The organism is Microbulbifer elongatus, assembly GCF_020524885.1.
In the GTDB taxonomy this organism is placed as follows: domain Bacteria; phylum Pseudomonadota; class Gammaproteobacteria; order Pseudomonadales; family Cellvibrionaceae; genus Microbulbifer; species Microbulbifer elongatus_A.
The window spans coordinates 951,553-977,318 of record NZ_JAIVKJ010000001.1; the positions used below are offsets into that span (position 1 = coordinate 951,553).

A 25,766-nucleotide genomic window follows, 5' to 3' on the forward strand; every position below is an offset into this window, starting at 1 on the left:
TATTTACCGCAAAGGGTTTGGACCAAAAAGGGTTTGGAGTTGTTGCGCGGGGGCTGCGCCCAGTCCGGCTTTTTTCGCAAGGGGTAACGCGGCGCTGCCCAGTGTGCGGTAAATTTCCGCGAGCCCGGCCAGCTCAGTTTGCCCTGTAGTATTTGCCAGTTGCGACAGTGCATCGAGCTGTCGGGTTACCGTCTGTATATCACCGCGAACCAGTGGCCCGGTGAGCGCTTTTTCCGGGCCGAGGGCAAAATTGTTTTTTGCCGTTTGCAAAACGATCGGTTCCAATAATTGCCGCGCCGTATTTTCGTCAACTCCGGCCGCGGCAAAAGTCCGCAGGCTGAGGTCCATCAATACTGTCAGGTAGTTGCAGGCCATCACCGAGCCGGTGTGATAGAGCACCTTCTGTTCAGCGCTCAGGGTTATACAGTGACATCCAATTCCGCTGAACGCAGCTTCAAGTTGCTGACGTGCGGTGCTGTCACCTTCGAGAGCAACGAAAGAGCCGGGCAGGTCGCCCACGGATTGCTCGGGGTTGGCGAAGCTGTGTACGGGGTGAGCGCTGGCAAGTTGTGCGTTGGCGCAGGCGCAAAGGGCGCTGGCGGGCAGTGCGCCACTGCAGTGAAACACCACGGGCGTCTGCCCGCTGTTAGTGCTCCTGAGTTGTGGCGCGAGCTCTTTGGCGACGGCCTCGATATGGTCATCGGCTACGGCGATCAACCAGAAGTCGGCAGGCGGCATGGACTCAATATCGGCGGCGGTGGTGCCGGCGCCGATAAAATGGGTCGCTTGCCGGGCACTGGCCAGGCTCCGGTTGCAGACACTGCCAATGCTGAAAATCTGGCGTTCAGACCACAAGCGCGCAAGCGTGCGCCCGAGGCGGCCCGCACCGATGATGTTCAGTGTGTGCAATTACTGGCCCGCCAGGCAGTTGACGTAAGCGGCCACAGCATTCGCGAGGCCCATATTGATGGCATCGACGGTCAGCGCGTGACCAATGGAGACTTCCTGCAGTCCCGGCAGTGTGCGGTATCGGGGCAGGTTGATCAGGTTGAGGTCGTGCCCCGCGTTAACACCAAGGCCCAGGTGCAGCGCGTGCTCTGCGGCTGCGCAATGGGCGGCGAAAATGGCATCCAGGTCTTTGCTCTGCTGTGCGACGGCTTCAGCGTAAGGGCCCGTATACAGTTCGATGCGGTCGGCCCCGACCTCTTTAGCGAGGCCAATCTGCGTTTTGTCCGGATCCATAAACAGGCTTACGCGGATACCCGCGTCACGTAACTGCTGGATGATCGGCTCCAGGCGGATGCCGTCCTTGTTCAGGTCAAACCCGTGATCGGAGGTCAGTTGGTCGTTACTGTCGGGAACCAGGGTGCACTGTTGGGGGCTGGTCTCCAGAACCAGCGGCAGCAGGCCCGGATAGGTGCCCATCGGGCCCGCAAAGGGGTTGCCTTCCACGTTGAATTCGATTTGGCGCGCTGCACACAGGGATGACAGATCGCGGACGTCGTGGGGGCGGATGTGTCGCTGGTCCGGGCGCGGATGGACGGTGATGCCGTCGGCTCCGGCGTCCAGGCAGGTGCGCGCATGTGCCACCACATCCGGGAAATTGCCTTCGCGGGAGTTGCGGATCAGTGCGATCTTGTTGAGATTGACGCTAAGTGCAATCACTGACTATTGCCTCCGGTTTCTGAATTGCTGCTGTTGTCGCCGCCTTTTCGTTTCGCTTTCAGTATACGCACCGGCGTGTTGGGTGCATCGCGGAAGGCTGTGTGCTGGCCGCGGGGCTCTGCGGCAATCTGCTGCACCACACTCATCCCAAGCAGTACTTTACCGAATACCGTGTAGCCGGGTTTGCTGGCACTGCCGTCCAGGCGGCTGTTATCCACCAGATTGATAAAGAACTGGGCGGTAGCGCTGTCTGGATCACTGGTGCGTGCCATGGCAATGGTGCCCCGTTCATTGGAGAGGCCGTTGCTGGACTCGTTGACTACGGGATCATTGGTGGGCTTTTCCTGGAAGTCGAAGGTGAAGCCACCGCCCTGGGCCATAAATCCGGGGATCACTCGGTGAAATATGGTGCCGTTGTAAAATCCGCTGTCGACGTAAGCGAGAAAGTTTTTCACGGTTTCCGGTGCCTTGTCTGCGTAAAGCACGAGCTCGATAGTACCGAGGTCGGTCTCCAGTTCTACCCGGGGATTATCGGTGATTGCCAGGGTGAGGCTTGAAAAGCACAACATGAAGGCGGTAATCAGGGTGTGGAGTGTCGTGGAGCGCTTCATACGGATCTCTCTGGTTATATTTCTTCGCAAACAAAAAGGCCCGGTCAATGACCGGGCCTTGTGAGCCGGTTTTGAAATTCTAACCGCTGCTCAGTGTTGTGGGAATGTCGACTGTCAGTTTGCCCATTCAGAGTTGCGCTTGCGCGGGCGGAAGTGGGGCGCCACCATCGCGAGAATCGCGCCCATCAGTACAGAGATTGCACCGTACATATACCATTTCTGTGTTTCACTGCCGGACAGGCGCTGAATTTCTGCCTGGTCCATGGCCTGCTTCTGTTTCAGTAGCTCGTGCTGGTTGAGCAGCTTTTGGTGGCGCTGGTTCAGTGCTACCGCGTCGGCGGAGAGGGACTTCAATTCTTTCAGTTCTTTTGCCAGTGCACTGGCGCGTTCCTGCTCCGCTTGCAGCGCAGTGGTCAGTTTGCTGTTGTTTTCTTCCAGACGACGCACCTCGCCGCCCAGGTTGCCCTGCAGGCTTTCGATGTGTTCCAGGCGGGCCTCCGCCTGCGCCAGTTTCAATTTGGCGACCGGTTCCGACTCGAGATACTGGCGGCGTATCCAGCCCTCTTCGCCTCCGGGAGTGCGGACCTGGGCCCAGCCGGTGTCCGGGGAGTCCTGCAAAAGGGTGAGTTTGGTGCCGCTGGGGAGGCCGCGGTGCAGGATGCGGAACTCATTACCCTGGCCCGAGCGCATTGGAACGTGCAGCTCGTCAGTAATGTAACGGTCAGAGCTAATGGCCTGACTGTGGCTTGCGGCGAGAGCGATCAGGGAGGCGGCGAGGGAATTGAATAGCTTTTTCATGGTCTGGAATAAATCGGAATTCTTCGTGCGTTGTAACGGCATTAAAACAGGCTGACTATTGCTGATCCGCAAATCAGGGCAGCACCAGCTTGTACGGTTTGACGGTGACCGCTGCGTAGACGCCCGCTTCCATATAAGGATCAGTGTCTGCCCAGGCTTTGGCATCGTCCAGTGACGGGAACTCAGCTACCACAAGGCTGCCGGTAAAGCCGGCCTCGCCTGGATCTTCGCTATCGATGGCCGGGTGCGGCCCGGCGATCAGCAGTCGCCCCTGATCCTTGAGTGCGTTCAGGCGAGCGATATGCTGAGGGCGAGCGGACTTGCGTAACGGCAGGCTGTTTTCCACGTCCTGACTGATGATGGCGTACCACATAAATAAATTCTGCTTCCTGAGTTCCGTTTTTATAAATTGGTTTTGTGCATTTGCTTCGGGCCATTCAGGTGGCCCGCCATTCACTGCTGAACCACGATCTCTTCGAGCTTCAGTCCGGTCAGTTTGCCGATGCGGCGAAACAGGAAGAACAGCGCGAACATCAGGATGATCGTGGCTGGGACAAAAATGACGGGGTAGCTCATCGCGGTCATTTTACCCAGCTCGGCGTTGAAGGCCTCAGTTCCCGGCGGGCTCACCAGCATGATTTTCGCCAGAATGTAATTGAGCGCGGAAGAAAGAAAAAATGACCCGGCGATCATCCAGGAGGTATGCAGCAGGGTGCGATCAAATGCCGCGGTATTACCCTTGTGGCTCAGTGCCTGGGCAATCTTGGCGGTATCGAGTATGCGGTCGTTATAGATCAGCGTCTTGACCAGGGGCCAGCGGGTATAGAGGGAGATCATAGTGGCGATACCCAGTAGCCCCGGGATGGCAGCCTCTTTGATCGCCATATACTCCGCATCAAGCTCCAGCAGGCTGATGCTCCCTGTCAGCAGGATGCTGACAATGCCCAGTGCCGAAAAGAAGTTGACCTTGCCCGAGCCCAGCAGGTCGCGCAGGCCGTAACCGAGCGGAAATGCCAGAGCTACAACAATCGCCCACTTGGTGCCCAGCCAGTCATCTCCGGAGAGCTTGGTCAGGATCAGGGTGGGGATAACGATGTTAAGAAGCAGGTTGCCGAGAAAGCTCTCTTTCTTTGGCGCTTTTCCTGCAGTGCTCTCCTGGCGCGTTTCCGGTGCCTGCTCCTTCGAGGTGTCGACGAGCTGGCTCGTATTCGATTGATTGCTATCGGTCATGGTCTGTTCCGGTGATAATGCCCGCTGGCTGACGGTACAGCTGTCAGTGGCGAAAATGGATCCCCTGTGCGGGGCCTTATCCCTTAAACCGGTGAGCCGGTCTGGTGCGTCCTGAGTCTTCGGCTGGCAACCAGGTGCTAAAGCCACGGCCGCAGTATGCTGAGACGACAGGACGGGTTAAAAGTTCCGCCTGTTTAGGTCGCTTTCCGGGCATGGCAGGAGCTTTGTTTTCCTTGGTAGGCGCTTTCCAGAACACTGTTTTAAAATCCGCGAGAACCCAACAATGAAGTTTGAGTATGGCCTCTACGGCAGACCCTGAAAATACACCGCTTACCCGGCCCAAGCTGACTGCAGATGCACTATCTGGTCAGGTTGACCTGCACTGCCACAGCACTGCGTCGGACGGTATTTTAAGCCCTGCGGCGCTGGTGTCGAGAGCGAAATCCGCTGGCGTGACAATGTTGGCTCTCACTGATCACGATACCGTGGCTGGAATTGCCGAGGCTCAGGCGGAGGCCGAGCGTCTGGAGATGGCGCTGTTACCGGGGATCGAGCTGACAGCGCGGTGGGGAAAGCGGGTGATTCACATTGTTGGGTTGAATGTCGACTGTCGAGCCACTGCGTTGACTGAGGCCATCGAACAGCGGGACAGATTGCGCCGTGCGCGGGCTGCGCAGATCGCTGAGCGTCTGGAGAAACGCGGGTTCGTTGGCGCATACGAGGGTGCCCTGGCGCTTGCGGGGGGCGGTGTAATCGGGCGGCCGCACTTTGCCCGCTGGATGGTGGATGAAGGGCATGTAAGCGATACTGCGAAAGCCTTCAAGCGCTATCTGGGAGCCGGCAAAATCGGCGATGTAGCGGTGTCCTGGCCAGAGCTTGAGGATACGCTTGTCAGTATCCGTGCCTGTGGTGGTGCCTCGGTGCTTGCGCATCCTCTCAAGTACGGCCTGACGCGCACGAGGCTGCAGGCGTTGCTGGCCGATTTTCACCGCGCTGGCGGTGATGCAGTGGAGATGGTTTGTGGCCAGCAGAACCCGGTGCAGACTCGGGAGATACAGGCGTTGGTACAACGCGTGAATGCCCTGGGTGGTGATCCTGAGGTCAGCGATGAAATTACTCGCCCGCCACTTCTGGCGTCTCTCGGTAGTGATTTCCACCAGCCGGACCAGCCGTGGCGGGCGCTGGGCTGCGTCCGCCTGCCTGCAGGCGTCGAGCCAGTGTGGAATCTGTGGCAAACTGACGGCATTACGGCGCAGTAGTCAGACGCAATAGTTTTTGGTCATTTTTTGTCTTTGTTCAGGGGGTAGTAGTGGCGCAGTTCTTTCAGATTCACCCGGAAAACCCGCAATCACGGCTGATTGGTCAGGCGGCGGATATCGTCTCCGCGGGTGGGGTGATCGTGTTTCCCACAGATTCCGCCTATGCCATCGGCTGTCGGCTGGGGGACAAGCTCGCGGTTGAGCGAATTCGTGCCGTGCGCCAGTTGGACAAGAACCACAACTTCACCTTGATGTGCCGGGACCTGTCCGAACTGGCCAGCTATGCCAAGGTGGACAACCAGATGTTCCGCCTGCTTAAAAACCACACTCCCGGTCCCTACACCTTTATCATGCCGGCCACCTCCGAGGTGCCGCGCCGCCTGCTGCACCCCAAGCGCAAGACTATTGGTCTGAGGGTGCCGGACAATCCCATCGTGCAGGGTCTGATTTCAGTTCTCGGCGAGCCGCTGATGAGCTGCAGTCTTATCATGCCCGGCGACGAGCAGCCACTCACCGACCCCTACGATATCCGTGAGACCCTGGAGCATCAGGTTGAGTTGGTGATTGACGGCGGTTTCTGCGGTCTTGAGGCCACCACAGTGGTGGATCTGACCGGGGACGAGGCAGTACTGGTGCGTCAGGGCTGCGGTGCGATTGATGAAATTCTCGGCTGACACTGATGTATAATCGCCGGTTTGGTTTTGCCGAAGGACTGCAGTGTGTCCAGTGAAGAATTAGAAGAAGCGATCGCGGTCGCCCCCGCTGAAGCCGGCGGAGACGGCGACGCCGTGGGTGATGCCGCTTCAGAGGCCTCATCACCAGCTCAAGACCCGGTCGAGGCCGCGGCTGCCGCTGTGGAAGAGGCCGTGGCTGAAGCTGCGGGCGACGATCAGGCACAAGAGCCCCAAGGCGCCGAAGACGATGCGCAGCCTGCTGACCAGCCTCACAGTTCGGGCCCGCGACAGGGTGAGATGCCCTTTGCTATGGTCGAGGGCAAGGCGTTTACTGACCTTCCCTCCGATCTGTATATCCCGCCGGATGCGCTTGAAGTCATTCTCGAAGCGTTTGAAGGCCCGCTCGACCTGCTGTTGTACCTTATCCGCCGCCAAAACCTCGACATCCTCGAGATCAACGTTGCCGATATCACCCGTCAGTACATGACCTACGTGGACATGATGACGGCGATCCGCTTCGAGTTGGCCGCGGAGTATCTGGTAATGGCCGCTATGCTGGCGGAGATCAAGTCGCGCATGCTGTTGCCGCGCCCGCCGGAAGCGGAAGAAGAGGAGGGGGAGGATCCCCGTGCGGCGCTGATTCGCCGCCTGCAGGAGTACGAGCGCTTCAAGACAGCGGCAGAGGACGTGGACGAGCTTCCCCGTATGGGCCGCGATATCCACCAGGCGAGCGCCACCGGCCCGGACCGCAAGCTCACCCGCCCCGAACCGGAAGTCGACCTGAAGGAAGTCCTGGTTGCCCTGGCCGACGTGCTCCGCCGTGCGGACATGTTCGAGAGCCACCAGGTTGAGAAGGAAAAGCTCTCTACGCGCGAGCGTATGACCCAGGTACTGGACAAGATCCGCCATCGCCAGTTTGTGCCTTTCGTCAGCCTGTTCCGCGCAGAAGAGGGACGCCTCGGGGTAGTGGTTACCTTCCTGGCGGTGATGGAGCTGGTAAAAGAGTCCCTGCTGGAACTGGTGCAGAACGAAGCTTTTGGTTCCATCCACGTGCGCGCGCGCGGAGAGGTGGAGCAACCCTCCGATGAGCTGGAAGAGGGTGGCGAGAACGAAGAATCGGTTTCCGACGACAGTGAAGTGTTTGGAGAAAATGATTCAGATGCTGTGTCTGAAGCAGGGGAGTTCCCGGAGCTGGACACAGGTTACAGCGCTGACGACGAAGCTGCTGATGCGAGTGAAACACCAGAGCACGAAAGCGAACAAGAACCCGAAACTGAGGCGGCTCCGTCGCTGTTCAGTCAATAGTAAGTGAACGCAATTAGATGACTATTGCCCCGGAATTACTGCGCCGGATTGTAGAAGGCGCTTTACTGGCAGCGGCGCAACCGCTGTCGGAAGATCGCCTGCTGTCCCTGATCGAGGAAGGCGAACGCCCTGAAAAAGCGGTTCTGCGAGAAGCGCTGGAACAGATCGCCGAAAACTGCGCCGAGCGTGGTTTCGAGCTCAAGCAGGTCGCCAGTGGCTGGCGTTTCCAGGTGCCCGAAGACCTCGCGCCCTGGGTCAACAAGCTCTGGGAAGAAAAGCCCCAGAAATATTCTCGCGCCACCCTGGAAACTCTCGCCATCATTGCCTATCGCCAGCCGATTACCCGCGGCGACATCGAAGAGATTCGCGGTGTGGCGGTGAGCTCGCATATTGTAAAAAGCCTGTCCGAGCGCGGCTGGATCAAGGTCGTTGGGCAACGCGATGTACCGGGCAAGCCGTCACTCTATGCCACAACCAGAGAGTTTCTCGATTACTTCAATCTCAAGAGCCTGGATGATCTGCCGACACTTGCAGAGATTCGTGACATTGAAAGCCTGAATGCCGCGCTTGACCTGGGAGATGGCGCAGCTGCCGGTGATGGCACAGTTAACGTTGCGGAAGCTGCCGAAACTGGTGCTGAAGCATCCGTAGCAGAAGACGCGGCCGATGAAGAAAACGCAACAGAAGTAACCGCAAACGCGGTATCTGAAGAGCCTGAAACGAGCTCTGAAGACGCAGTTCTCGACGAGTCGACAGACGCTGAAGAAGAAAACGCCCGGCAAGCGGTAGCAGAAGACTACGCTGAAGAAGCGCAAAGCCCGGAAATCGAGGTGGATCTCGACGATCAGGAACAGGGCGTGTCTGTTGACGACGAAACCCCGCTGGAAGAATCCGCGGAAGTTGCGTTCGCTACCAATGAAACTGATGAAGCGCCCGAGGCCGAGGAATCGACCGAGCAGGAAGCCGTCAATGAAGATGAAAACAAATCCCCGGAAAACCTCAATTCATGAGTAATGAAGCAGCGCCAATGGGCGAAAAACTGCAAAAAGTTCTGGCCCGTGCGGGCCTGGGTTCGCGCCGGGAAATGGAGCGCGCAATCGAAGCCGGTCGCGTTACCGTCAACGGTGAAGTGGCGGGCCTTGGCGAGCGGGTAACAGAAGATGACCAGATAGAGCTCGACGGCAAGCGTCTTCCGGGCAGCGAAGAAAATCGCCTGCGGGTCATCCTGTACAACAAGCCCATTGGTGAAATCTGTTCCCGCCACGACCCGGAAGGCCGACCCACGGTGTACGACCGTCTGCCGCGCCTGAAAAGCGGCCGCTGGATTTCGGTCGGTCGCCTGGACTTCAATACCAGTGGCCTGCTGCTGTTTACCAATAGTGGTGAGCTGGCGAACAAGCTAATGCATCCCTCTTCCGTCATCGACCGCGAGTACCTGGTTCGGATCCAGGGCCAGGTGGACGACGAAATGAAAAAGCGCCTGACCAAGGGCGTGTTGCTGGATGACGGGCAGGCGCGTTTTACCGATATTGTGGAGAGTGGTGGTGAAGGCACCAACCGCTGGTTCTACTGTGTGGTGATGGAAGGCCGCAACCGCGAAGTACGCCGTCTGTGGGAATCTCAGGGCGTGCGTGTCAGCCGCCTAAAGCGCGTGCGCTATGGCAGCGTGTTTATTCCCTCTCATGTGCGCGTCGGCCAGTGGGTCGAAATGGAGCCAAAAGAGATAGACGACCTGTGTATTACCGCGGGATTGCCGAAGCTTGGGCAGCGCCCGCTGACCCAGGCAGAGAAAGAGACTCTGCAACGCCAGCGCCGCAAGCTGCGTAAATCTCCGGCCCCTGCGGGTGGCCGAACGCCGGTAAAAAGTAGCGCAGAAAAACCTGCTGCGGGGAAAGCCGGTGCAGGAAAAAGTGTGGCAGGAAAAGGTGCCGCTGGAAAAGGCGGCGCCAGTACAGGTGCATACGGCAAAGAATCGCGGGGGAAAGACTTCCGTGGAAACGAAAGCCGAGGTAAAGATAGCCGAGGTAAAGATGGACGCGGAAAGGGCGTGCCCAAGAAAGGCAGCGCCAAGCCATCCCGACGAGGCTAAAGCGGTAGCGCAACGCACCAGGTGACGAACAAAAAAGGCAGCGAAAGCTGCCTTTTTTGTTCGTGGTGTCTGTCAGTACTCGTCAGGGTTGCTCTTCCTGATCAAATTCTTCCAGTGCATCGCCATCGGTATCCGGCTCCTCGATATCATCACCTTCGATAATCTGGTTTTCCATTCCCGGGTCGACGTTCTCTGGTTCCAGGGTTCCAGGCTCGGAAGAGGTGGGCGGAGAAACGGGAGTCTCAGGGGTGCCATCCCCACGACTTCCGGCTTCCTGCTCCACGATGGTCTTGAGTTTCTGCAGCCCTTGCTCGTAAGACTGGCCCACCATGCGCGACACCATCAAGCCCATCCAGCGTGCGATTGGACTTCCGCCCATCTCGGATGAGAAAGACCAGGTGACGTTGGTACCGCTGCCTTGGGGAAGCAGGGTAAATTCCCCGGTGGCTTTACCCTGGGCGCCGAAATCCAGTGCAGTGACCACCCGGGAGTAGGGTTCACTGGTAGTGATTGTTTGGGAGCCGCTGCCAACGCTGGGGTTGTCGCTGGTCCATTTCATCACCGCGCCGTTGCCCTCCGGGAACCCCTCGTAGGTGTATTCGGTTTCCGGGTCTATCTGATACCAGGGCGACCACTTGTTGAAGTTGCGGAAATTGTTCAGGTAGGGGAAGACCACCTGTGGCGGTTCAGCGATGTAGACGCTGCGCTCGGTAGTGGCTACCCGTGGGAACAGAAAGCCAGCAAGTACCAGCAGGGCGAGAAAAATTAGGATGTACAGTATCCAGCGCACAATGGATTCCCCCGATCAGGTTCCTGTAAGCGGGCCAAAAGGCCGGCCCGCATCGTGGTTGCCGCCCGGCGAGGACGGCTATCAGGTACAACGGTTATCACGGAGTGTACTGGCTGGGGGAATTGTTCGCCAGAGGCGCCCGGCTCGGGAACAGCGTTTCGCTCACCTGCTAAAAACTGGTGTCGAGCAGTGGCAGTGTAATACGGATACCCAGCCCCGCGGCGGGCACGTTGAATGCTTCTATCGTACCTCTGTGTTGCGCCACGGTGCGCTGGGCGATGGCCAGCCCGAGGCCGAAGCCGCCACTTTCACGGCTGCGCGCTTCATCGGTACGGTAGAAGGGGCGAAAAATCGCCTGCAACTCTGATTCTGGCACACCGTTGCCCGAGTCGGTGACCTGAACGCTGCAGTGGCCATCGGTGTGTTTGATGTCTACATCCACCCGGCCACCCCGTTCACTGTACTTGATCGCATTGCGCAGGATGTTCTCCAGTGCTGCGGTGAGCGAGCTGCCACGGGTGGCCACCAGCAGCTCAAGGTCGTCACTGCGAATATCGAAGCGCAACTCCTTGCTGTTCGCCTCATCCTTCAGGTCGTCGGTGAGCGCGTGCAAGAGACTGTTGATTTCCACCACATCATCGAGTGGCCGCTCATCGCTGCCACTGACCGGCAGGGAGAGAATGTCGGCGATGATGTCCTCCAGGTAATCCGCAGCCTTGCCGATCTTGTCCAGCTCCGGGTCCAGAGCCTGTATGTTCTTCTGGCGGGCAATGCCCAGCGCCACCTGCAGTCTGGCCAGAGGCGAGCGCAGTTCGTGGGATACATCCTTGATCAGCCGGCGCTGTTCGCCCATGGATTCCTGTAGCTGCGCGGTCATCGAATCAAAGTCCGCGGCCAGTTCACCCAATTCCCGGCCGTGGCCGCGTAATATCGGAGTCACCCGATAGCTGAGGTCCCCTGCGGCCACCCTGCGGGTAGCGGTGCGCAGGTTATCCAGGGGTTTGCTCAGGTAGCGTGCCAGCCAGTAGCAGGCGAGGCCGGAGGCGAGAGTAGCGAGCACCAGGATCGGCCAGAAACTGCGCAGGATAAACCGCAACAGCAGCTCTCCTTTGCTTTTCCCGGCGATAAACACTACTCGCAGGTTGTCGGTACCCCTTTGCGGCACAAAAAAGCCGACACTGGGCTTTTTGTCCACCAGACCGTGGGCCTCGCGATTGCGGTAGTTGAGGGCAGTAAACAGAGGGGCCATGGACTGCGGGATAGGGCGGGCGAGAATTTCCGCGCCGCTACGATCGATGGCGAAGATTCTGCCGCGGACGTCGTCCGGTTGCCGCTCCAGCCAGTGGCGAAAGTGGTCACTGCCGTGGCGGCGTGTCATTCGTAAGTTGTGGGTGATTTCCCGGAATAGCTCCGGTCCCTCCCAGCGGTCTTTCTGCCCCGGGTCTCCGAATTCACGGATATGGGTGATATATACCGCCGCCAGCACCATGATCATGGCGGTAAGCCAGGCACCGAAAAATATGCGTCCGAAGAGGCTGCTCATGGAGCTAATCTCACGCCTGGCCGCGGGTGAGCATATATCCGGCACCGCGGATATTGATAATCAGTTCTCGGCTGGCGCCCTGTTCCGCAAGTTTCTTGCGAATATTGCTAACGTGGACGTCAATAGAGCGGTCATAGGGCATCAGTTTGCGTCCCAGTGCCTGCTCGGTAAGTACCTCCTTACTCACCACTTCACCGGTATTTTCCACCAGCACCTTGAGCACCGAGAATTCTGCGCCGGTCAGATTCACGCTCTGGTCACCCCAGTAACACTGGTACTCGCGGGGTAGCAGGCGCAAGGCGCCACTGGTTAGATTATCCTCACTACTATCCACTTCCGTGCGCCCGCGCCGCAGGATGGCACGCAAGCGCGCGGCCAGTTCCCGAGGGTTGCAGGGCTTGGGCAGATAGTCGTCGGCGCCCATCTCCAGGCCCACGATTCTATCTACGGTGTCGCCCTTGGCGGTGAGCATGACCACCGGCAGTGAATGCCCGGGACTGGCGGAGTCTTCGCGCAGCTTGCGCAATACATCAAAACCGTTATGTACCGGCAACATGACGTCCAGTACCAGAGCATCGAATGGCTGGCTACGGGCAAGTTCCAGGCCGCGCCCGCCATCATTGGCCACGGTTACGTGAAATCCTTCCCCCTCCAGAAACTCCTTCAGAAGTTCTGTCAGTTCGGTGTCGTCATCGACCAGCAGGATATGGCTCATGGGTCTCTTGTGTCCGATTGGTTAACTGACGGTTTCACACGCAGATTCACTGTCTGTTCAGCATGTTTGTTCAAGGCTGTTGCCTGTGCATGAGGGGATTATATGCGCAGGAATAGGGCACGTCGGGGAAAGGTTTTGCGTGTTTTACCGTTCTTAACAAATGTTTACCGCCGTTATCCCCTGTTTACAGTGTACGAGCCTAGTATGCATCTACCGACTCGGAAAACACCAAACGAAAGACTAACCCACACACCGAATACCGACAGCCGGTATCACTCACCGGCCACATTTGAGGATAAATGTATGAACAAATGGAAAGCACTTGCAGGTAGCCTGGTACTCGGCGGCACTCTGGCGACTTCGGGCATGGTTCTGGCCTTTCCTGATGGCGACGAAGGCCATCGCGGCCACAAGGGCCATCACGGTGGCGGCCATCACAAGGAGCGCATGTACGAGCACCTGGCGGAAAAGCTGGATTTGACCGAGGGTCAAAAGGCGCAGCTGAAAGCCGACCGGGAAGCGGGCAAAGAAGCCCGCAAGGCAGCGCGGAAAGAGATGCATGAGGCTCGCCAGCAGCTGCGCGAGGCAGTTGAGTCAGGAGCCGATCAAGCTACCCTGGACACACTCGGAGCCAAGATTGGCGAGCTGGAAGTGCAGAGGGCACAGCGCATGCAACAGAGGCGTGCCCAGTTTGAATCCATCCTCACAGACGAGCAGAAGGCAAAAATGGAGGAAATGAAGGCCGAACGTAAGGCGCATTTTGAGAAACGCATGGAACGTTGGAAAGAGCGTGAGGGCGAGAGCTGACAGGGCCCAGGGCGCTCTCTGAGACCAGCCAGTTCTTCAACTTCGGTCATTTCCGGGCTGTCGGTCTCCACCCCAATCGCCGGCAGCCCCTTCCCCTGATGCCCCTGCTAAATGCAGGGGCTTTTTTGTTGCCGGCTGTGGCCTAACACCTCTTCATACTGCTCCTTGCTGAAGCCGCCCATTGTTGGGAAAATGCCCGCCCCAAGCGGGGCCTGTAAGGCCTCGGCAACCTGCCCGAAATGTATGTAATAGCGGGCAGTATCTGGCAGTTGAGGAGAGAGTGTGATCAAGATCGGCCTGTTTTACGGTAGTGACGAAGGCAACACCGAAGGCATCGCCCAGCGTATCGCCGCGCGGCTGGGGGAAGAGCGGGTAGCTATCCACGATATCGCCGACGTGACCCAGCTGGAAATCGGCGAATACGACCAGTTGATCCTCGGTATCCCGACCTGGGACTTCGGCCAGATCCAGTCTGACTGGGAAGATTTCTGGGAGGATGTACAGGAGATCGACTTTACCGGTAAAACCGTGGCGTTGTTCGGCCTGGGCGACCAGTTCGGCTACGGCGACTATTTCCTGGATGCCATGGGTATGTTGCATGACGTAATCGTGGCCAACGGCGCTGCGATTGTGGGGCACTGGCCCACAGCGGGCTACGAATTCGAGGCCTCCAAGGCGGAGGTACCCGGGCAGAATATTTTTGTGGGTCTCGCCATCGATGAAGATCAGCAGGAAGAACTGACTGGCAGCCGTCTCAATGACTGGTGCGAGCAGATTGCCGAAGAATTCGGCCTCGAAGGCGGTGCAGAAAGCGTCGTGCGGCTTGAGGACTGAAGCCATCATGCCCACCAATGATACGATCGCGCTGCAGGAATTCTGGCCTTGGCTCGCCGATCACAGCAACTGCATCCTGCGCGCCGGCACCCCGGATTCCATCCTGTACGACGACGATGATTTCCATTGGCGGTTCATGCAGGAAAACCCGCGCACGTTGCTGGTACAGCTGGTGAGGGGTAAGCGCCTGGTTGGCGAAGTCTTTATTGAGCCTGAACTTGTCAGCTCAGTGCGCATGAACCCGGGTGATAAGGACGAAGTGATTTTTGATCTGATGGCAGAGGCCGATGGCCAGGAGCAGGTGCTGTATTACTTTGTCATGGCCCATGGTTTTGAGGAAAACGAGTCAAATGTAGCAACCAGTCGCCACGGTCGCCTGCACTGATTGTAGGTTGGAGCAGTGGAAACAAAAGAGGCGCCCTAATCGGGCGCCTCTTTTGTTTTAATTTTCTTTGTTTTAATTTTCGGCACTGACGTTTGCAAGCTTGTCCGTAGGGGCTGGCTCCGGTTTGTATTTATCGAACCAGTAGAGTACGGCTGAAACTTTGCTGATCAATTGGCTCGGCCTTGCTGCGATTCCATGGGAAGCCTCCGGTATCCGAACCATCGCAGCCGGCACCTGTCTTAGCTTCAAGGCCTGGTAAAACTGCTCACTTTCTGAGATGGGGGTGCGGTAGTCTTGCTCCCCGGTCAACAACATGGTCGGCGTCGATACGTTGCCAACATAGGTAAGGGGAGAGCGCCTGCGATATTCCTCGGGCTTTTCCCAGGGCATACCGGAAAACCAGTATTTCACGAAAAATCGCGAAAAGTCCGCGGTAAGTACAAAGCTCTCCCAGTTGATCACCGGCTTGGCAACCACCGCCGCGCGAAAGCGATCTGTCTTGCCGATAATCCACGCTGTTAATACGCCACCTCCGCTACCACCGGTAACGTAGAGACGCTCCTCGTCGATATACCCCTGATTTACTGTGGCGTCGACAATACTCATCAGGTCGTCATAGTCCTGGCTGGGATAGTTGTGATGGATGAGGTTCGCAAACTCTGCACCGTAACTAGTGGAGCCTCGCGGATTCGAATAGAGCACAACGTAGCCTGCGGCCGCGTATAACTGTATTTCTGCCGCGAAGCGGGGGCCGTAATTGGCAAAGGGGCCGCCGTGAATTTCCAGTAACAGTGGGTATTTCTTTTCCGGATCAAACCCGGGGGGGTAAGCAATCCAACCTTGAATTTCCCGTCCGTCATGACTGGACTCCACGGTAATTTCTTCCAGTTGTGCCAGGTTCTTGTAGGGCAGGAAATCGGCATTCAGCTCGGTCAGGTTACGGACTTCACCACTGCCGACCAGCGCAATTTCTGCGGGGTACAGGCCATTGGTCCGCGTATAGGCGATGTTCCCACCTGTTGATACCGCGAAGTCAGAATTAGAATAGGGGCGTCCTATTGAGAGGCCACCAGCATCCGTGGCTATGACTTTGTCGCGACCATTCAACTGATGGGTAGCGATTTTAGTATTGCCCCGGTCATCATAAGAGTATGCGATGCCGCGGCTGTTCTCGAGCCAGTGAAACTGGTTCACACTGCGATCTTCAGCGGTTTCCAGTGTGCGGATTTCCTGGTTTCGTAAGTCCAATACGTAAAGACGGTTGTTGGCATAGCCGAGGTGCTCATCATCGAAACCGACGTAGGCGAGCTTACTGCCGTCCGGTGAGAGCTGGGGGTCGTTGTCGGGGCCATAGCGGTCTGTCAGCGCGGTAATTTTGAGGTTACTAAGGCTGACTTGGTAGATTTCAGAGTTGGTCGGCTCCTGCTCGTGGTTTTCATGCCGGTTTGCTGAAAAATAGATAGATTCACTATCGCCCGCCCAGCTCATTGTGCCGAGACTCATTGGCGCGTAGCTTCCCGAGGTCACCTGCCTAGGAGTGCCTCCCTCCCTCGGTAGTACAAATATTTGATCATTTCCCTGTTTGACGTAACCGTGGCCGTCGACTCGATAGGTGGCGCTGTCAATGAATTTGGGCCCCTCAGCCCAGGTAGCACCTTCCGGCTTTTGGGGTAGATCGATAGGTACACTTTTATTCTCAGGGACAAACATCGAGAAGGCCAAATGTGCGCCATCCGGTGACCAGACAATGTTCGAGGGCGCCTCTGGCAACCTGGATATCTGCTGGAAGTCACCCGTATCCAGCCAGAGCAGATGAATCTGTGGGGAGCCGCTGCGGTCACTGACGAAGGCAATGACGTCACCATCCGGTGATATTTGCAGAGAACGATCGTTGTGATCACCGGACGTAAGGGGGCGCGACTTTCCGGTATCCACGTCAACCTGCCACAAGTTAGAGCGCTGACGGTCCGCTATCTTGTCCATGAAGTGGCGGACAAAATAGACCTTTCTTCCGTCGACACTAAACTGTGGGGTGCTGGCGAATTCAAGATTGAAAACGTCTGCGAATTCCAGTTTTCTTTCTGTATTCTGGGCAGGGGAATCGGCCAGGGAGCTAGCCGCGAGAGAGAGCATGGATACCGCTAACAGAGTCCGGATCATGTAGCCTTCCTTGCAATGCTTATGAATTATTGTCGGATGATCAAGGCTAGCGGAATCGATCTTACGAAAATAGTACCAACTGAGCATAGCGGCCTGATTTGGCGTATAAAGCTACCGGGTACTTCAGGATGCCAAAGATTTGGCCTGGAAGAAGTTGCTGACGAGAATAAAAAACGAGGCTTGTAAGCCTCGTTTTTTATTACGTTGATTGGCCGATAACTAAGTTACTTGGCAAGTAATCCTGAGAGAATCTCCCGGTACATATCCTTCACCAGATCGAGATCGTCGGCTTTAACGCACTCGTCCACTTTATGGATAGTGGCATTTACCGGTCCTAACTCAACGACCTGGGCACCGGTAGGTGCGATGAAACGGCCGTCGGAGGTGCCGCCAGCGGTAGAGAGCTCGGTCTCGCGACCGGTGACTTTGCGGATTGCAGCCTGTGCGGACTCCACCAGCGGGCCCTCAGCGGTGAGGAACGGCTGGCCACTCAGATTGAAGTTGGCGTCGTACTTGAGCCCGTGTTTGTCAAAAATCGCTCGGGCGCGGCTTTCCAGTTTTTCCGCAGTGGTTTCCGTAGAGAAACGCCAGTTACAGACTACCTTCACATCTCCGGGAATCACATTGGTGGCACCGGTGCCGCCGTTGATATTGGATACCTGGAAGCTGGTAGCCGGGAAGAAGTCATTGCCTTGATCCCATTCCTCTGCGGCGAGTTCCGCCAGGGCCGGGGCCAGTTTGTGCACGGGGTTTTCTGCCAGGTGCGGGTAGGCTACGTGGCCCTGAATACCTAATACGGTAAGTTCTAGCCCCAGAGAGCCGCGGCGTCCATTCTTGATCACATCGCCGGCGAGAGTTGTGCTGGAGGGTTCGCCCACCAGGCACCAGTCAATTCTTTCACCGCGCTCTTCCAGCCATTCAACCACTTTTACTGTGCCGTGTTTGGCCGGGCCTTCTTCGTCGCTGGTAATCAGGAAGGCGATGCGGCCTTTATGATCCGGATGCGCGGCAACAAATTCTTCGCAGGCGACGACCATTGCTGCCAGCGAGCCCTTCATATCCGCCGCGCCGCGGCCATAGAGCATGCCATCGACGATTGTTGGTTCGAAGGGCGGGTACTGCCAGTTTTCTTCCGGGCCCGTGGGCACCACATCGGTGTGTCCGGCGAAGGCAAGCAGTGGGCCTTCTTCGCCGCGCACGGACCAGAAGTTATCGGTATCGCCGAAACGGAGGTGTTCGGTTTTGAATCCGATTTTTTCCAGGCGTTCCAGCATTAGCTCCATACAGCCAGCGTCTTCTGGGGTTACAGATTTTTTGCTGATTAGATCGCAGGTGAGTTTTACAGTTGGGGTCATGAGAGTTTCTACTGGCTACGTGGTGTTTGGAGCACTGTTCCGGTTGTGGGGCAGGCAGGCCTTCGCGTTGAAGCGTAAAATTTTATTCGGGCCGCCCAGTTGCCCGGTTCTCTTTTTCGAAGTGATGATCTTCGACTGAAGGCAAAGTGCTGGGTGGAGACTTTCGGAACCGTCGGTGCCATGGATGGCACCGCCGGAGCGTACAGGGATGTATATACAGCGATTCCGAAAGTCTCCACCCAGTGATTTGCCGCCACCGGAACCCAAAAAGTGCGGACCCGGTAACTGCAAACCACTCAGAGGTTAAATCAGTTGCTGTGAAGCTCAGCGTTCAGCTCTACAGCACTTTTGTTGGTCAAGCACTCAACTGCACCAGTTGCGGAGTTGCGACGGAACAGTAGATCGGACTTGCCAGCCAGGTCGCGGGCTTTTACCGATTCGGCGACTTCGCCTTTGTCGTCGAGTACCGCAACTTTGGTGCCGGAAGTGATGTACAGGCCGGACTCGACGGTGCAGCGGTCGCCCAGTGGGATACCGGTGCCGGAGTTGGCACCCAACAGGCAGCCTTCGCCCAGGGAAATCACGATGTTGCCACCGCCGGACAGGGTGCCCATGGTGGAGCTGCCGCCGCCCAAGTCGGAACCGGCACCCACGAATACCCCTGCGGAAATACGTCCTTCGATCATGCCTGGGCCTTCGGTGCCCGCATTAAAGTTTACGAAACCTTCGTGCATGATGGTGGTGCCTTCACCCAGGTAAGCGCCGAGGCGAACGCGGGCGGTGTGCGCGATACGCACGCCCTTGGGCACAACGTAGTTGGTCATTTTGGGGAACTTGTCCACGCAGGAAACTTCCAGCAGCTCTCCCTTGAGGCGCGCTTCCAGCTGGCGCTGGGGGAGTTCTTCCAGATCGATCGCGCCCTGGTTGGTCCAGGCCACATTGGCCAGTTGGCCAAAGATACCGTCCAGTTTGGTGCCGTGCGGTTTTACCAGACGGTGGGACAGCAGGTGTAACTTCAGGTAGGACTCGGGCACGGACTGTGGCGCTTCGTCGCTGTGCAGGACAACTGCTACCAGCGGACGTTGGCTGTTGGCGAACTGGCGCAGTATGGCGGCCTGATCGCTGGCACCGGCGCTCTCCAACTGATCACCCAGTGGTTGCAGCTGTGCTTCTTCAAGGGCAATGGCCACGTTGCCGCCATCGATATTGAGTGCGCTGGTGACCGCGCTGGCAACGGCTTCTTCCGGGTTCAGCAATGGCTGGGGAAAGTACACTTCCAACCACTCGCCTTTGCTATTACAGGTACCTACGCCAAAGCCAATGCTGTACAGGTTGCTCATGATGGTTTCCTTTTCGTGAGTCTGAATTTCTTGAATTATTGAACCGGGATTATTTGACAAAAGAGGCGTAGCTGTCGGCCTTGAAGCCGAACAGGGTGTTATTGCCTTTGGTCATCACCGGGCGTTTGATCAGTGTTGGGGTTTCGGTGGCCAGGGCTTTCGCGCTGCTGTTATCCATCGCGTTTTTCTGCGTTTCATCTAAAGCACGCCAGCTGGTGGAGCGGCGGTTCAGCACCTGCTCCCAGCCAAATTCCGCGAGCCAGTCGGCGAGAGGCACGGTACCCATGCCGTCTTCGCGGAAGTCGTGGAAAGTGTATTCCACATTATTTTGCTCAAGCCATTTGCGGGCTTTCTTTACGGTGTCGCAATTCTTGATGCCGTAAACGGTAATCATGATCTTTCCTGTGAACGGTTTTTAAGGCCTGAGATTGTTCAGGCTTTCTTGATTTTCTTCGGGTGCTTGCGGGCAGGGTAGCAGGTGGTGCAAATCTCACAGACTGTGCCATCGCAGCCTCGTGCGCTACAGTATTCGCGGCCGTAGAAAATGATCTGCAGGTGTAGCTTGTTCCATTTGTCTTTTGGAAACAGGCGCTTCAGATCCTTTTCGGTCTGCACCACATTTTTTCCGGACGTCAGTCCCCAGCGCTGTGCCAGGCGGTGGATATGCGTGTCCACCGGGAAGGCCGGATGGCCAAAGGCCTGGGCCATCACCACGCTGGCAGTCTTATGGCCGACACCCGGCAGGGTTTCCAGCGCCGCCATGTTTTCTGGTACCTGTCCGTGATACTCGTTGACCAAGATCTCCGAGAGCTTTTGAATCGCCTTCGATTTCTGTGGCGAAAGCCCGCAGGGGCGGATGACCTCGCGGATTTTCTCTACCGGCACCCTGGCCATATCGTAGGGGTTGTCCGCGAGCTCCCACAGGGCGGGTGTGATCTGGTTTACCCGCTCGTCGGTACACTGTGCAGAGAGCAGCACCGCTATTAGCAGTGAGTAGGCATCGAAGTGGTCGAGGGGCACCGGTGTTTCCGGGTAGAGCTCCTCAAGCCGATTCAGCACGAAATCCACGCGCTCGTTTTTCAACAGATTTTTTGCGGTCATCTTGTTCGCTTACGGCGGGTTCCTACTGGCAAAACTGGCGGATGCGCTTGGCGGCTTCGATGCACTCGTCCAGAGTGGCTACCAGTGCCATACGCACGTACTCGGAACCCGGGTTTACTCCCATGGCTTTGCGGGCCAGATAGGCGCCGGGGAGTACCGTGATGTTCTGCTGACGGAACAATTCGCGGGCGAAATCTTCACCGTTACCCACTTTGGGCCAAAGATAGAAGCTGGCCTGGGGCTTCTGCACGTTCAGGCAGCCGTCGAGGACTTCCAGTACGGCATCGAATTTTTGCCGGTAAAGCGCGCGGTTTTCCTGCACATGCTGCTCGTCCTGCCACGCGGCAATCGAGGCGTACTGTGTCGGTACCGGCATGGCGCAGCCGTGATAGGTTCGGTAAAGCAGGAATTTCTCCAGAACGTTGGCGTCGCCAGCGACAAACCCGGAGCGCAGACCCGGGAGATTGGAACGTTTCGACAGGCTGTGGAATACCACGCAGCGGTGGTAGTCGTTGCGGCCGAGTTCGGCGCAGGCCTGCAGTAACCCTGCCGGTGGGCTGGCTTCGTCGAAATAGAGTTCTGAGTAACATTCGTCGGAAGCGATAATGAAATCGTAGCGATCCGCCAGCGCGATCAGCTGTTTCAGGTCGTCGATATCCAACAGGGCACCGGTGGGGTTGCCTGGTGTGCACAGGTACAGCAGGTCGCACTGGTGCCAGACATCCTCCGGGACAGAATCGAAGTCCGGCTTGAACCCGGTCTCGGCGCCACAATTGATAAAGTGCGGCGTTGCTCCGGCCAGAAATGCCGCACCTTCATAGATCTGGTAGAAGGGGTTTGGCATCAGCACTTTGGCGCCCGGCGAGACCACGGCCTGGGCAAAGGCAAACAGTGCTTCACGGGTGCCATTGACCGGAATTACCTGGGTTTCCGCATCTACCGCATCCAATTGAAAGCGCTCACACAGCCAGCGCGCGATGGTTTCCCGCAGTGGATCGAGGCCCTTGGTTACCGGATAGGAGGCAAGCTTGTCCAGGTTGTCGATCAACTCGTCGCGCACAAACGCCGGCGGCGTATGCTTGGGCTCGCCAATAGACAAGGCGATATGGGTGAGGTCCGCTGGCGGTTCCACGCCCTCTTTCAATTTTGCCAGTTTGGCAAAAGGGTAGGGCTGTAGTTGTTGCAAGTTCGGGTTCATCGTTTTTCTGCTTGCTGGCGATCTACTCGCGGTACAAATTTATTGGCCAAATTGAATAAGCACATTGCCGTTTACGGCTGTGGTGGCAGCGTGGCCTGATGTGCGTCCAGCTCCTGGCATATGGCCTGTTCCAGAGTCTCGATCAGGGCCTGGTCGGTAAGTGGCTGATCGTCCCCATCGGTGATGTGGAAAATATCCTCGACCCGCTCGCCCAGAGTGGAGATTTTGGCGTTGTGCAGGCGCAGATCGTGGGTAATGAAAATACGCGCGATCCGTGCCAGCAGGCCAGGGCGGTCGGCACTGGTAATTTCCAGGGTGCTGTAGGTATCTTCCGGTTCGGTGGAGATATGGGCCTGGCTCGGCAAGTGGAACATTTTCAGGCGGCGCGGGGTGCGGCGCTTGATGACCTTGGAGTAGTCCTCTACCAGCTTCAGTTCCTGTTGCAGGGTGTTACGGATTTGCTCCAGGCGGTGCGGTTCGTCCAGCAGGGGCTGCCCGGACTCGTCGAGGACATAAAAGGTATCCAGGGTGTAGCCACCGGCGGAGCTGTACAGACGCGCGTCGTGAATGTTCAGGTTGAGCATGTCCAGACCGGTGACCACGGCGGCGAACACATTCGGCCTGTCCGGTGTGTACACGAATACCTCGGTGGCACCGTCGTGTTCGCCAGGGCCGGAATTGCGTGTCAGCACAACGGTATCACTGTCTTCGTCGCGCTCCGGGTCTTTCTGCAGTTGGTAGATGGCAGCGGTGTGCCAGGTGATGTTGTCGGCAGTTTCCCGCACGAAGTAGTCTTCACCCATCTCCGACCAGATATCTTCCACCGCATTGCTGGGCAATCCCATCGCGCGCAGCATGTTGCGTGCCTGGGCCTGGGTTTCTATATAGATTTCGTCGCGATCGATCGGGTTTTCCAGTCCGCGGCGCAGCGCCCGCTGGGTGTACTGGTAAAGCTGACGCATCAGGCTGGCGCGCCAGCTGTTCCAAAGGTCCGGGTTGGTGGCGTTGATGTCTGCCACGGTCAGGGCATAGAGGTAGTCCAGGTGTTCGCGGTCGCCCACTTCGGCGGCGAAAGCGTGTACCACTTCCGGATCAGAAATATCCTGTTTTTGCGAAACCGCACTCATGAGCAGGTGTTTTTCTACCAGCCAGCACACCAGGCGAGTGTCCCGCGCGGAAAGTCCGTGGCGGCGACAGAAGGCGTCGGCGTCGACTACGCCCAGCTTGGAGTGATCGCCACCGCGGCCCTTGGCGATATCGTGGTACAGGCCGGAGATATACAGCAGCTCCGGTTTGCGCATGCGTGACAGAATCTCTGCGGCGAGGGGGAATTTTTCCCAGGCATCTTCGCCGCGGAAGCTGCGCATATTGCGCACGACCTGAAGGGTGTGCGCGTCCACGGTGTAGATGTGGAAGAGGTCGTGCTGCATCTGCCCAGTGACGCGGCCGAATTCCGGCAGGTAGCGACCCAGGATGCCATAGCGAGTCATGCGCGTTAGTTGCGTGGAAAGCCCGCGCGGGCTTCGCAGCAGCTGCATGAACAGTCGAGTATTGGTTGGGTCCGCGCGAAACTGGTCGTCAATCAGATGGCGATGTTCGCGGATCAGGCGGATGGTGGAGGCCCGCACACCGTGAATTTCCGGGTTGTTGGCCATCAGTACGAAGATTTCGAGCAGCGCGGGGGGGTGTTCGATGAAGGTGCGGGTGACCGCGACCTCGATGGTGTTGCCGCGCAGCTGGAAGCGCTCGTTAATGGGGGTGACCGGCAGGTGTTTGCCGCGTTGCAGGATGACCTCGTCGAGGAACTGCAGCATCACATCATTCAACTCTCGCAGCGCCATCACGATGCGGTAGTAGGTGTGCATGAACTGCTCGACGGCCAGGTGGGTGTCGTTGTCTTTGTAGCCGAACTCCCGCGCCAGCTCGCGCTGGTAGTCAAACAGCAGGCGCTCTTCCGGTCGACCGGCCAGCAGGTGCAGGCCGTAGCGCACCCGCCACAGGAAATCTTCACCGGACTGGAGGATGGCGAACTCTTCCTCGGTGAAAAATCCCTTGCCCTGGAGCTGCTTGAGGGTACGGACCTGGAAGTAGCGCTTTGCTACCCAGTTGATGGTCTGAATATCCCGCAGCCCGCCAGGCGCCTTCTTGATGTTGGGTTCGAGGTTGTACTCGGCACCTTGCTGTTTACTGTGGCGGGCTTCCTGCTCGGCATACTTGGCACTGAAAAATTTGTCGGCTGGCCAGATCTGCTCCGGCGTCATGCGCTCAGCCAGGGCCTCTCCGAGGGCGGGATTGCCGACCACGGTGCGGCACTCCATCAGGTTGGTGGCGACAGTGATGTCGTCTTCGGCCATCTCAATGCACTGATCCACGGTGCGCACCGCGTGGCCGATATCCAGTTTGAGGTCCCAAAGAAAGGCGACCAGCCGCTCGATATTGTCCACTGTATTGCTGTCGGGTTTCTCCCGGGTGAGGATCAGCAGGTCGATATCAGACTTGGGGTGCAGCTCGCCGCGGCCGTAGCCGCCGACCGCCAACAGGCTGATATCTTCCGGCCACTGGAACTGGTGCCAGGCGTAGTGCAGCAGGCAGTCCACGAACAGAGCGCGCTCGTACACCAGAGTGCGCACGTCCTCGCCCTCGCGGAAGCGCCTACCCATATGGGTATCGGCTGCACCCACTGCGTCTTTGAAAATCTCCAGGGCTGGACGTTTTCCGGCCTCCAGGTCGCGCCGGAAACGGGACTGGTCAAAGAAGAACAGGGGCTTTTCGAAGTGCGGGATCTTGGCCAGCTGCATGGAATTCATCTGTGTCGATTTCGATTCGGACCGGGGTTGCCACTGAACGTGGTCCCGGACCAGTTGTTCCTTCCCTGGCCTCTATCCAGCTCTGGTGTCCAGCCAGGGTGAAAATGGAGGCCTATTTCACGCGAGTTTTCCGGCAGCGCCTGTTCGCGGCACTGACTTAAAACGACTCTTCCTTGCGCGCGGTCAGGATCTCAACGCCGTCAGAAGTCACAGCCATGGTGTGCTCCCACTGGGCTGACAGGCGGCGGTCAACGGTGACCGCGGTCCAGCCATCACGCAGTACCCGGCTGCCGGGTTTGCCGGCGTTGATCATGGGTTCGATGGTGAAGGTCATGCCTTCTTCCAGCACCTGGCCTGTGCCGGGTTTGCCGTAGTGCAGGATCTGCGGGTCCTCGTGGAAGACATCGCCGATACCGTGGCCGCAGAAATCTTTCACCACCGAGTAGTAGTTTTTCTCGGCGTGCTGCTGGATCACGTGACCGATATCGCCGAGGGTGGTGCCGGGGCGCACGATCTCGATGGCCTTGTACAGGCACTCCTGGGTGACTTTTACCAGGCGCTCAGCGTGGGGCACGGGTTTGCCTACGAAGTACATTTTGGAGGTGTCGCCGTACCACCCATCCTTGATGACCGTGACGTCGATGTTGATGATGTCACCTTTCTTGAGCACCTTGGACTCGGAGGGAATACCGTGGCAGATCACCTCGTTCACGGAGGTGCAGATGGACTTGGGGAAGCCGCGATAGCCGAGGCAAGCGGGAATGGCTTGCTGAACGTTGACGATATGGTCGTGACAGCGGCGGTCCAGCTCTTCCGTGGTGACGCCGGGAACAACATATTCGCCAATCATCTCCAGCACTTCAGCAGCCAGGCGGCCGGCGGTGCGCATTTTGGCGATCTGTTCGGGGGTCTTTACGGCATTGGTCATGGATTTTCCCGGAAATTCTGTACATTTAAGTGCACGATGGCGACAGCCTGTTGCTGGCCCTTTTGTCGGGCGACGCCCGTGCGGCGCGGTATTGTAGCGGAATTACATTCCAGCAGCATTAGCGAGCGAGGCCAGCTATGCCGTAATAGGCCGCCCTGGCCGCATCAAGCAC

24 protein-coding genes and 1 pseudogene are annotated in these 25,766 nt (G+C 57.7%); 8 read left to right on the forward strand and 17 right to left on the reverse strand.

Features of this window, described 5'->3' with window-relative positions; genetic code table 11:
* Nucleotides 1-3: 3 nt before the first annotated feature.
* The 6 genes from LC059_RS03980 to LC059_RS04005 all read right to left on the reverse strand — a co-directional run bounded on the left by LC059_RS03980 (nucleotide 4) and on the right by LC059_RS04005 (nucleotide 4,304).
* On the reverse strand, nucleotides 4-909 hold the full coding sequence (locus tag LC059_RS03980) for a Rossmann-like and DUF2520 domain-containing protein (RefSeq protein WP_226702523.1): 906 nt from the start codon (nucleotides 907-909) through the stop codon (nucleotides 4-6).
* On the reverse strand, nucleotides 910-1,665 hold the full coding sequence (locus tag LC059_RS03985; RefSeq protein ID WP_226702524.1) for a pyridoxine 5'-phosphate synthase: 756 nt from the start codon (nucleotides 1,663-1,665) through the stop codon (nucleotides 910-912).
* On the reverse strand, nucleotides 1,662-2,234 hold the full coding sequence (locus LC059_RS03990) for a peptidylprolyl isomerase (RefSeq protein WP_226703181.1): 573 nt from the start codon (nucleotides 2,232-2,234) through the stop codon (nucleotides 1,662-1,664). Before LC059_RS03990 ends, LC059_RS03985 begins: the two co-directional genes overlap by 4 nt.
* 156 nt (nucleotides 2,235-2,390) lie before the next feature.
* On the reverse strand, nucleotides 2,391-3,074 hold the full coding sequence (locus LC059_RS03995; RefSeq protein ID WP_226702525.1) for a TIGR04211 family SH3 domain-containing protein: 684 nt from the start codon (nucleotides 3,072-3,074) through the stop codon (nucleotides 2,391-2,393).
* A gap of 73 nt (nucleotides 3,075-3,147) precedes the next feature.
* A complete protein-coding gene (locus LC059_RS04000; protein WP_226702526.1) occupies nucleotides 3,148-3,447 on the reverse strand; it encodes a YciI family protein in 300 nt (99 codons plus the stop codon).
* An 80-nt stretch (nucleotides 3,448-3,527) separates the two neighbouring features.
* Nucleotides 3,528-4,304, reverse strand: coding sequence for a VC0807 family protein (locus tag LC059_RS04005; RefSeq protein WP_226702527.1), 777 nt, complete (start codon nucleotides 4,302-4,304; stop codon nucleotides 3,528-3,530).
* A gap of 296 nt (nucleotides 4,305-4,600) precedes the next feature.
* On the opposite strand from LC059_RS04005, the gene LC059_RS04010 reads away from it, so the two are divergent.
* The 5 genes and pseudogenes from LC059_RS04010 to rluB form a co-directional block, all read left to right on the forward strand.
* Entirely contained in the window at nucleotides 4,601-5,563 is a 963-nt protein-coding gene (locus tag LC059_RS04010; RefSeq protein WP_226702528.1) for a PHP domain-containing protein, read from the forward strand.
* A 50-nt stretch (nucleotides 5,564-5,613) separates the two neighbouring features.
* Nucleotides 5,614-6,237 (forward strand): L-threonylcarbamoyladenylate synthase, encoded by a 624-nt coding sequence (locus LC059_RS04015; RefSeq protein WP_226702529.1) that lies wholly within the window; start codon nucleotides 5,614-5,616, stop codon nucleotides 6,235-6,237.
* 180 nt (nucleotides 6,238-6,417) lie between these two features.
* Nucleotides 6,418-7,542, forward strand: a complete 1,125-nt coding sequence (locus tag LC059_RS04020; protein WP_413231544.1) for a segregation and condensation protein A — start codon at nucleotides 6,418-6,420, stop codon at nucleotides 7,540-7,542.
* A 17-nt stretch (nucleotides 7,543-7,559) separates the two neighbouring features.
* Complete coding sequence (scpB, locus tag LC059_RS04025) at nucleotides 7,560-8,552, forward strand: SMC-Scp complex subunit ScpB (protein ID WP_226702530.1); 993 nt, start codon at nucleotides 7,560-7,562, stop codon at nucleotides 8,550-8,552.
* Nucleotides 8,549-9,373 (forward strand): annotated as a pseudogene (rluB, locus tag LC059_RS04030) (23S rRNA pseudouridine(2605) synthase RluB); the annotation flags it as partial. The gene scpB and the pseudogene rluB, both read left to right, overlap by 4 nt.
* A gap of 340 nt (nucleotides 9,374-9,713) precedes the next feature.
* Here the strand turns inward: rluB and LC059_RS04035 are convergent.
* From LC059_RS04035 to LC059_RS04045, 3 genes are all read right to left on the reverse strand, one after another.
* The gene (locus LC059_RS04035; protein ID WP_226702531.1) at nucleotides 9,714-10,421 is read right to left on the reverse strand and encodes an SRPBCC family protein; all 708 of its coding nucleotides are present in this window, start codon (nucleotides 10,419-10,421) and stop codon (nucleotides 9,714-9,716) included.
* A 169-nt stretch (nucleotides 10,422-10,590) separates the two neighbouring features.
* Complete coding sequence (locus tag LC059_RS04040) at nucleotides 10,591-11,964, reverse strand: ATP-binding protein (RefSeq protein WP_226702532.1); 1,374 nt, start codon at nucleotides 11,962-11,964, stop codon at nucleotides 10,591-10,593.
* A 10-nt stretch (nucleotides 11,965-11,974) separates the two neighbouring features.
* A complete protein-coding gene (locus LC059_RS04045; protein WP_226702533.1) occupies nucleotides 11,975-12,679 on the reverse strand; it encodes a response regulator transcription factor in 705 nt (234 codons plus the stop codon).
* Between the two features lie 303 nt (nucleotides 12,680-12,982).
* On the opposite strand from LC059_RS04045, the gene LC059_RS04050 reads away from it, so the two are divergent.
* The 3 genes from LC059_RS04050 to LC059_RS04060 all read left to right on the forward strand — a co-directional run bounded on the left by LC059_RS04050 (nucleotide 12,983) and on the right by LC059_RS04060 (nucleotide 14,705).
* Nucleotides 12,983-13,486 (forward strand): Spy/CpxP family protein refolding chaperone, encoded by a 504-nt coding sequence (locus LC059_RS04050; protein ID WP_226702534.1) that lies wholly within the window; start codon nucleotides 12,983-12,985, stop codon nucleotides 13,484-13,486.
* 282 nt (nucleotides 13,487-13,768) lie between these two features.
* The gene (locus LC059_RS04055; protein ID WP_226702535.1) at nucleotides 13,769-14,320 is read left to right on the forward strand and encodes a flavodoxin; all 552 of its coding nucleotides are present in this window, start codon (nucleotides 13,769-13,771) and stop codon (nucleotides 14,318-14,320) included.
* A 7-nt stretch (nucleotides 14,321-14,327) separates the two neighbouring features.
* Complete coding sequence (locus LC059_RS04060; protein ID WP_226702536.1) at nucleotides 14,328-14,705, forward strand: hypothetical protein; 378 nt, start codon at nucleotides 14,328-14,330, stop codon at nucleotides 14,703-14,705.
* A 72-nt stretch (nucleotides 14,706-14,777) separates the two neighbouring features.
* Here the strand turns inward: LC059_RS04060 and LC059_RS04065 are convergent, their stop codons facing one another.
* The 8 genes from LC059_RS04065 to map form a co-directional block, all read right to left on the reverse strand.
* Nucleotides 14,778-16,865: a S9 family peptidase gene (locus LC059_RS04065; protein WP_226702537.1), complete on the reverse strand. Its 2,088-nt coding sequence runs from the start codon at nucleotides 16,863-16,865 to the stop codon at nucleotides 14,778-14,780.
* Nucleotides 16,866-17,089: 224 nt separating this feature from the next.
* Nucleotides 17,090-18,220, reverse strand: coding sequence for a succinyl-diaminopimelate desuccinylase (gene dapE, locus LC059_RS04070; protein WP_226702538.1), 1,131 nt, complete (start codon nucleotides 18,218-18,220; stop codon nucleotides 17,090-17,092).
* 308 nt (nucleotides 18,221-18,528) lie between these two features.
* On the reverse strand, nucleotides 18,529-19,560 hold the full coding sequence (dapD, locus tag LC059_RS04075) for a 2,3,4,5-tetrahydropyridine-2,6-dicarboxylate N-succinyltransferase (protein WP_226702539.1): 1,032 nt from the start codon (nucleotides 19,558-19,560) through the stop codon (nucleotides 18,529-18,531).
* A gap of 49 nt (nucleotides 19,561-19,609) precedes the next feature.
* Nucleotides 19,610-19,954 carry an ArsC family reductase gene (locus LC059_RS04080; protein WP_226702540.1) on the reverse strand — a complete coding sequence of 115 codons (345 nt, stop codon included), beginning with the start codon at nucleotides 19,952-19,954 and terminating at the stop codon, nucleotides 19,610-19,612.
* Nucleotides 19,955-19,992: 38 nt separating this feature from the next.
* Entirely contained in the window at nucleotides 19,993-20,661 is a 669-nt protein-coding gene (gene nth, locus LC059_RS04085; protein ID WP_226702541.1) for an endonuclease III, read from the reverse strand.
* Nucleotides 20,662-20,683: 22 nt separating this feature from the next.
* Nucleotides 20,684-21,859 (reverse strand): succinyldiaminopimelate transaminase, encoded by a 1,176-nt coding sequence (dapC, locus tag LC059_RS04090; RefSeq protein ID WP_226702542.1) that lies wholly within the window; start codon nucleotides 21,857-21,859, stop codon nucleotides 20,684-20,686.
* A 71-nt stretch (nucleotides 21,860-21,930) separates the two neighbouring features.
* Nucleotides 21,931-24,666 (reverse strand): [protein-PII] uridylyltransferase, encoded by a 2,736-nt coding sequence (locus tag LC059_RS04095; RefSeq protein WP_226702543.1) that lies wholly within the window; start codon nucleotides 24,664-24,666, stop codon nucleotides 21,931-21,933.
* 157 nt (nucleotides 24,667-24,823) lie between these two features.
* Nucleotides 24,824-25,594, reverse strand: a complete 771-nt coding sequence (gene map, locus LC059_RS04100) for a type I methionyl aminopeptidase (protein WP_226702544.1) — start codon at nucleotides 25,592-25,594, stop codon at nucleotides 24,824-24,826.
* Nucleotides 25,595-25,766 lie beyond the last annotated feature (172 nt).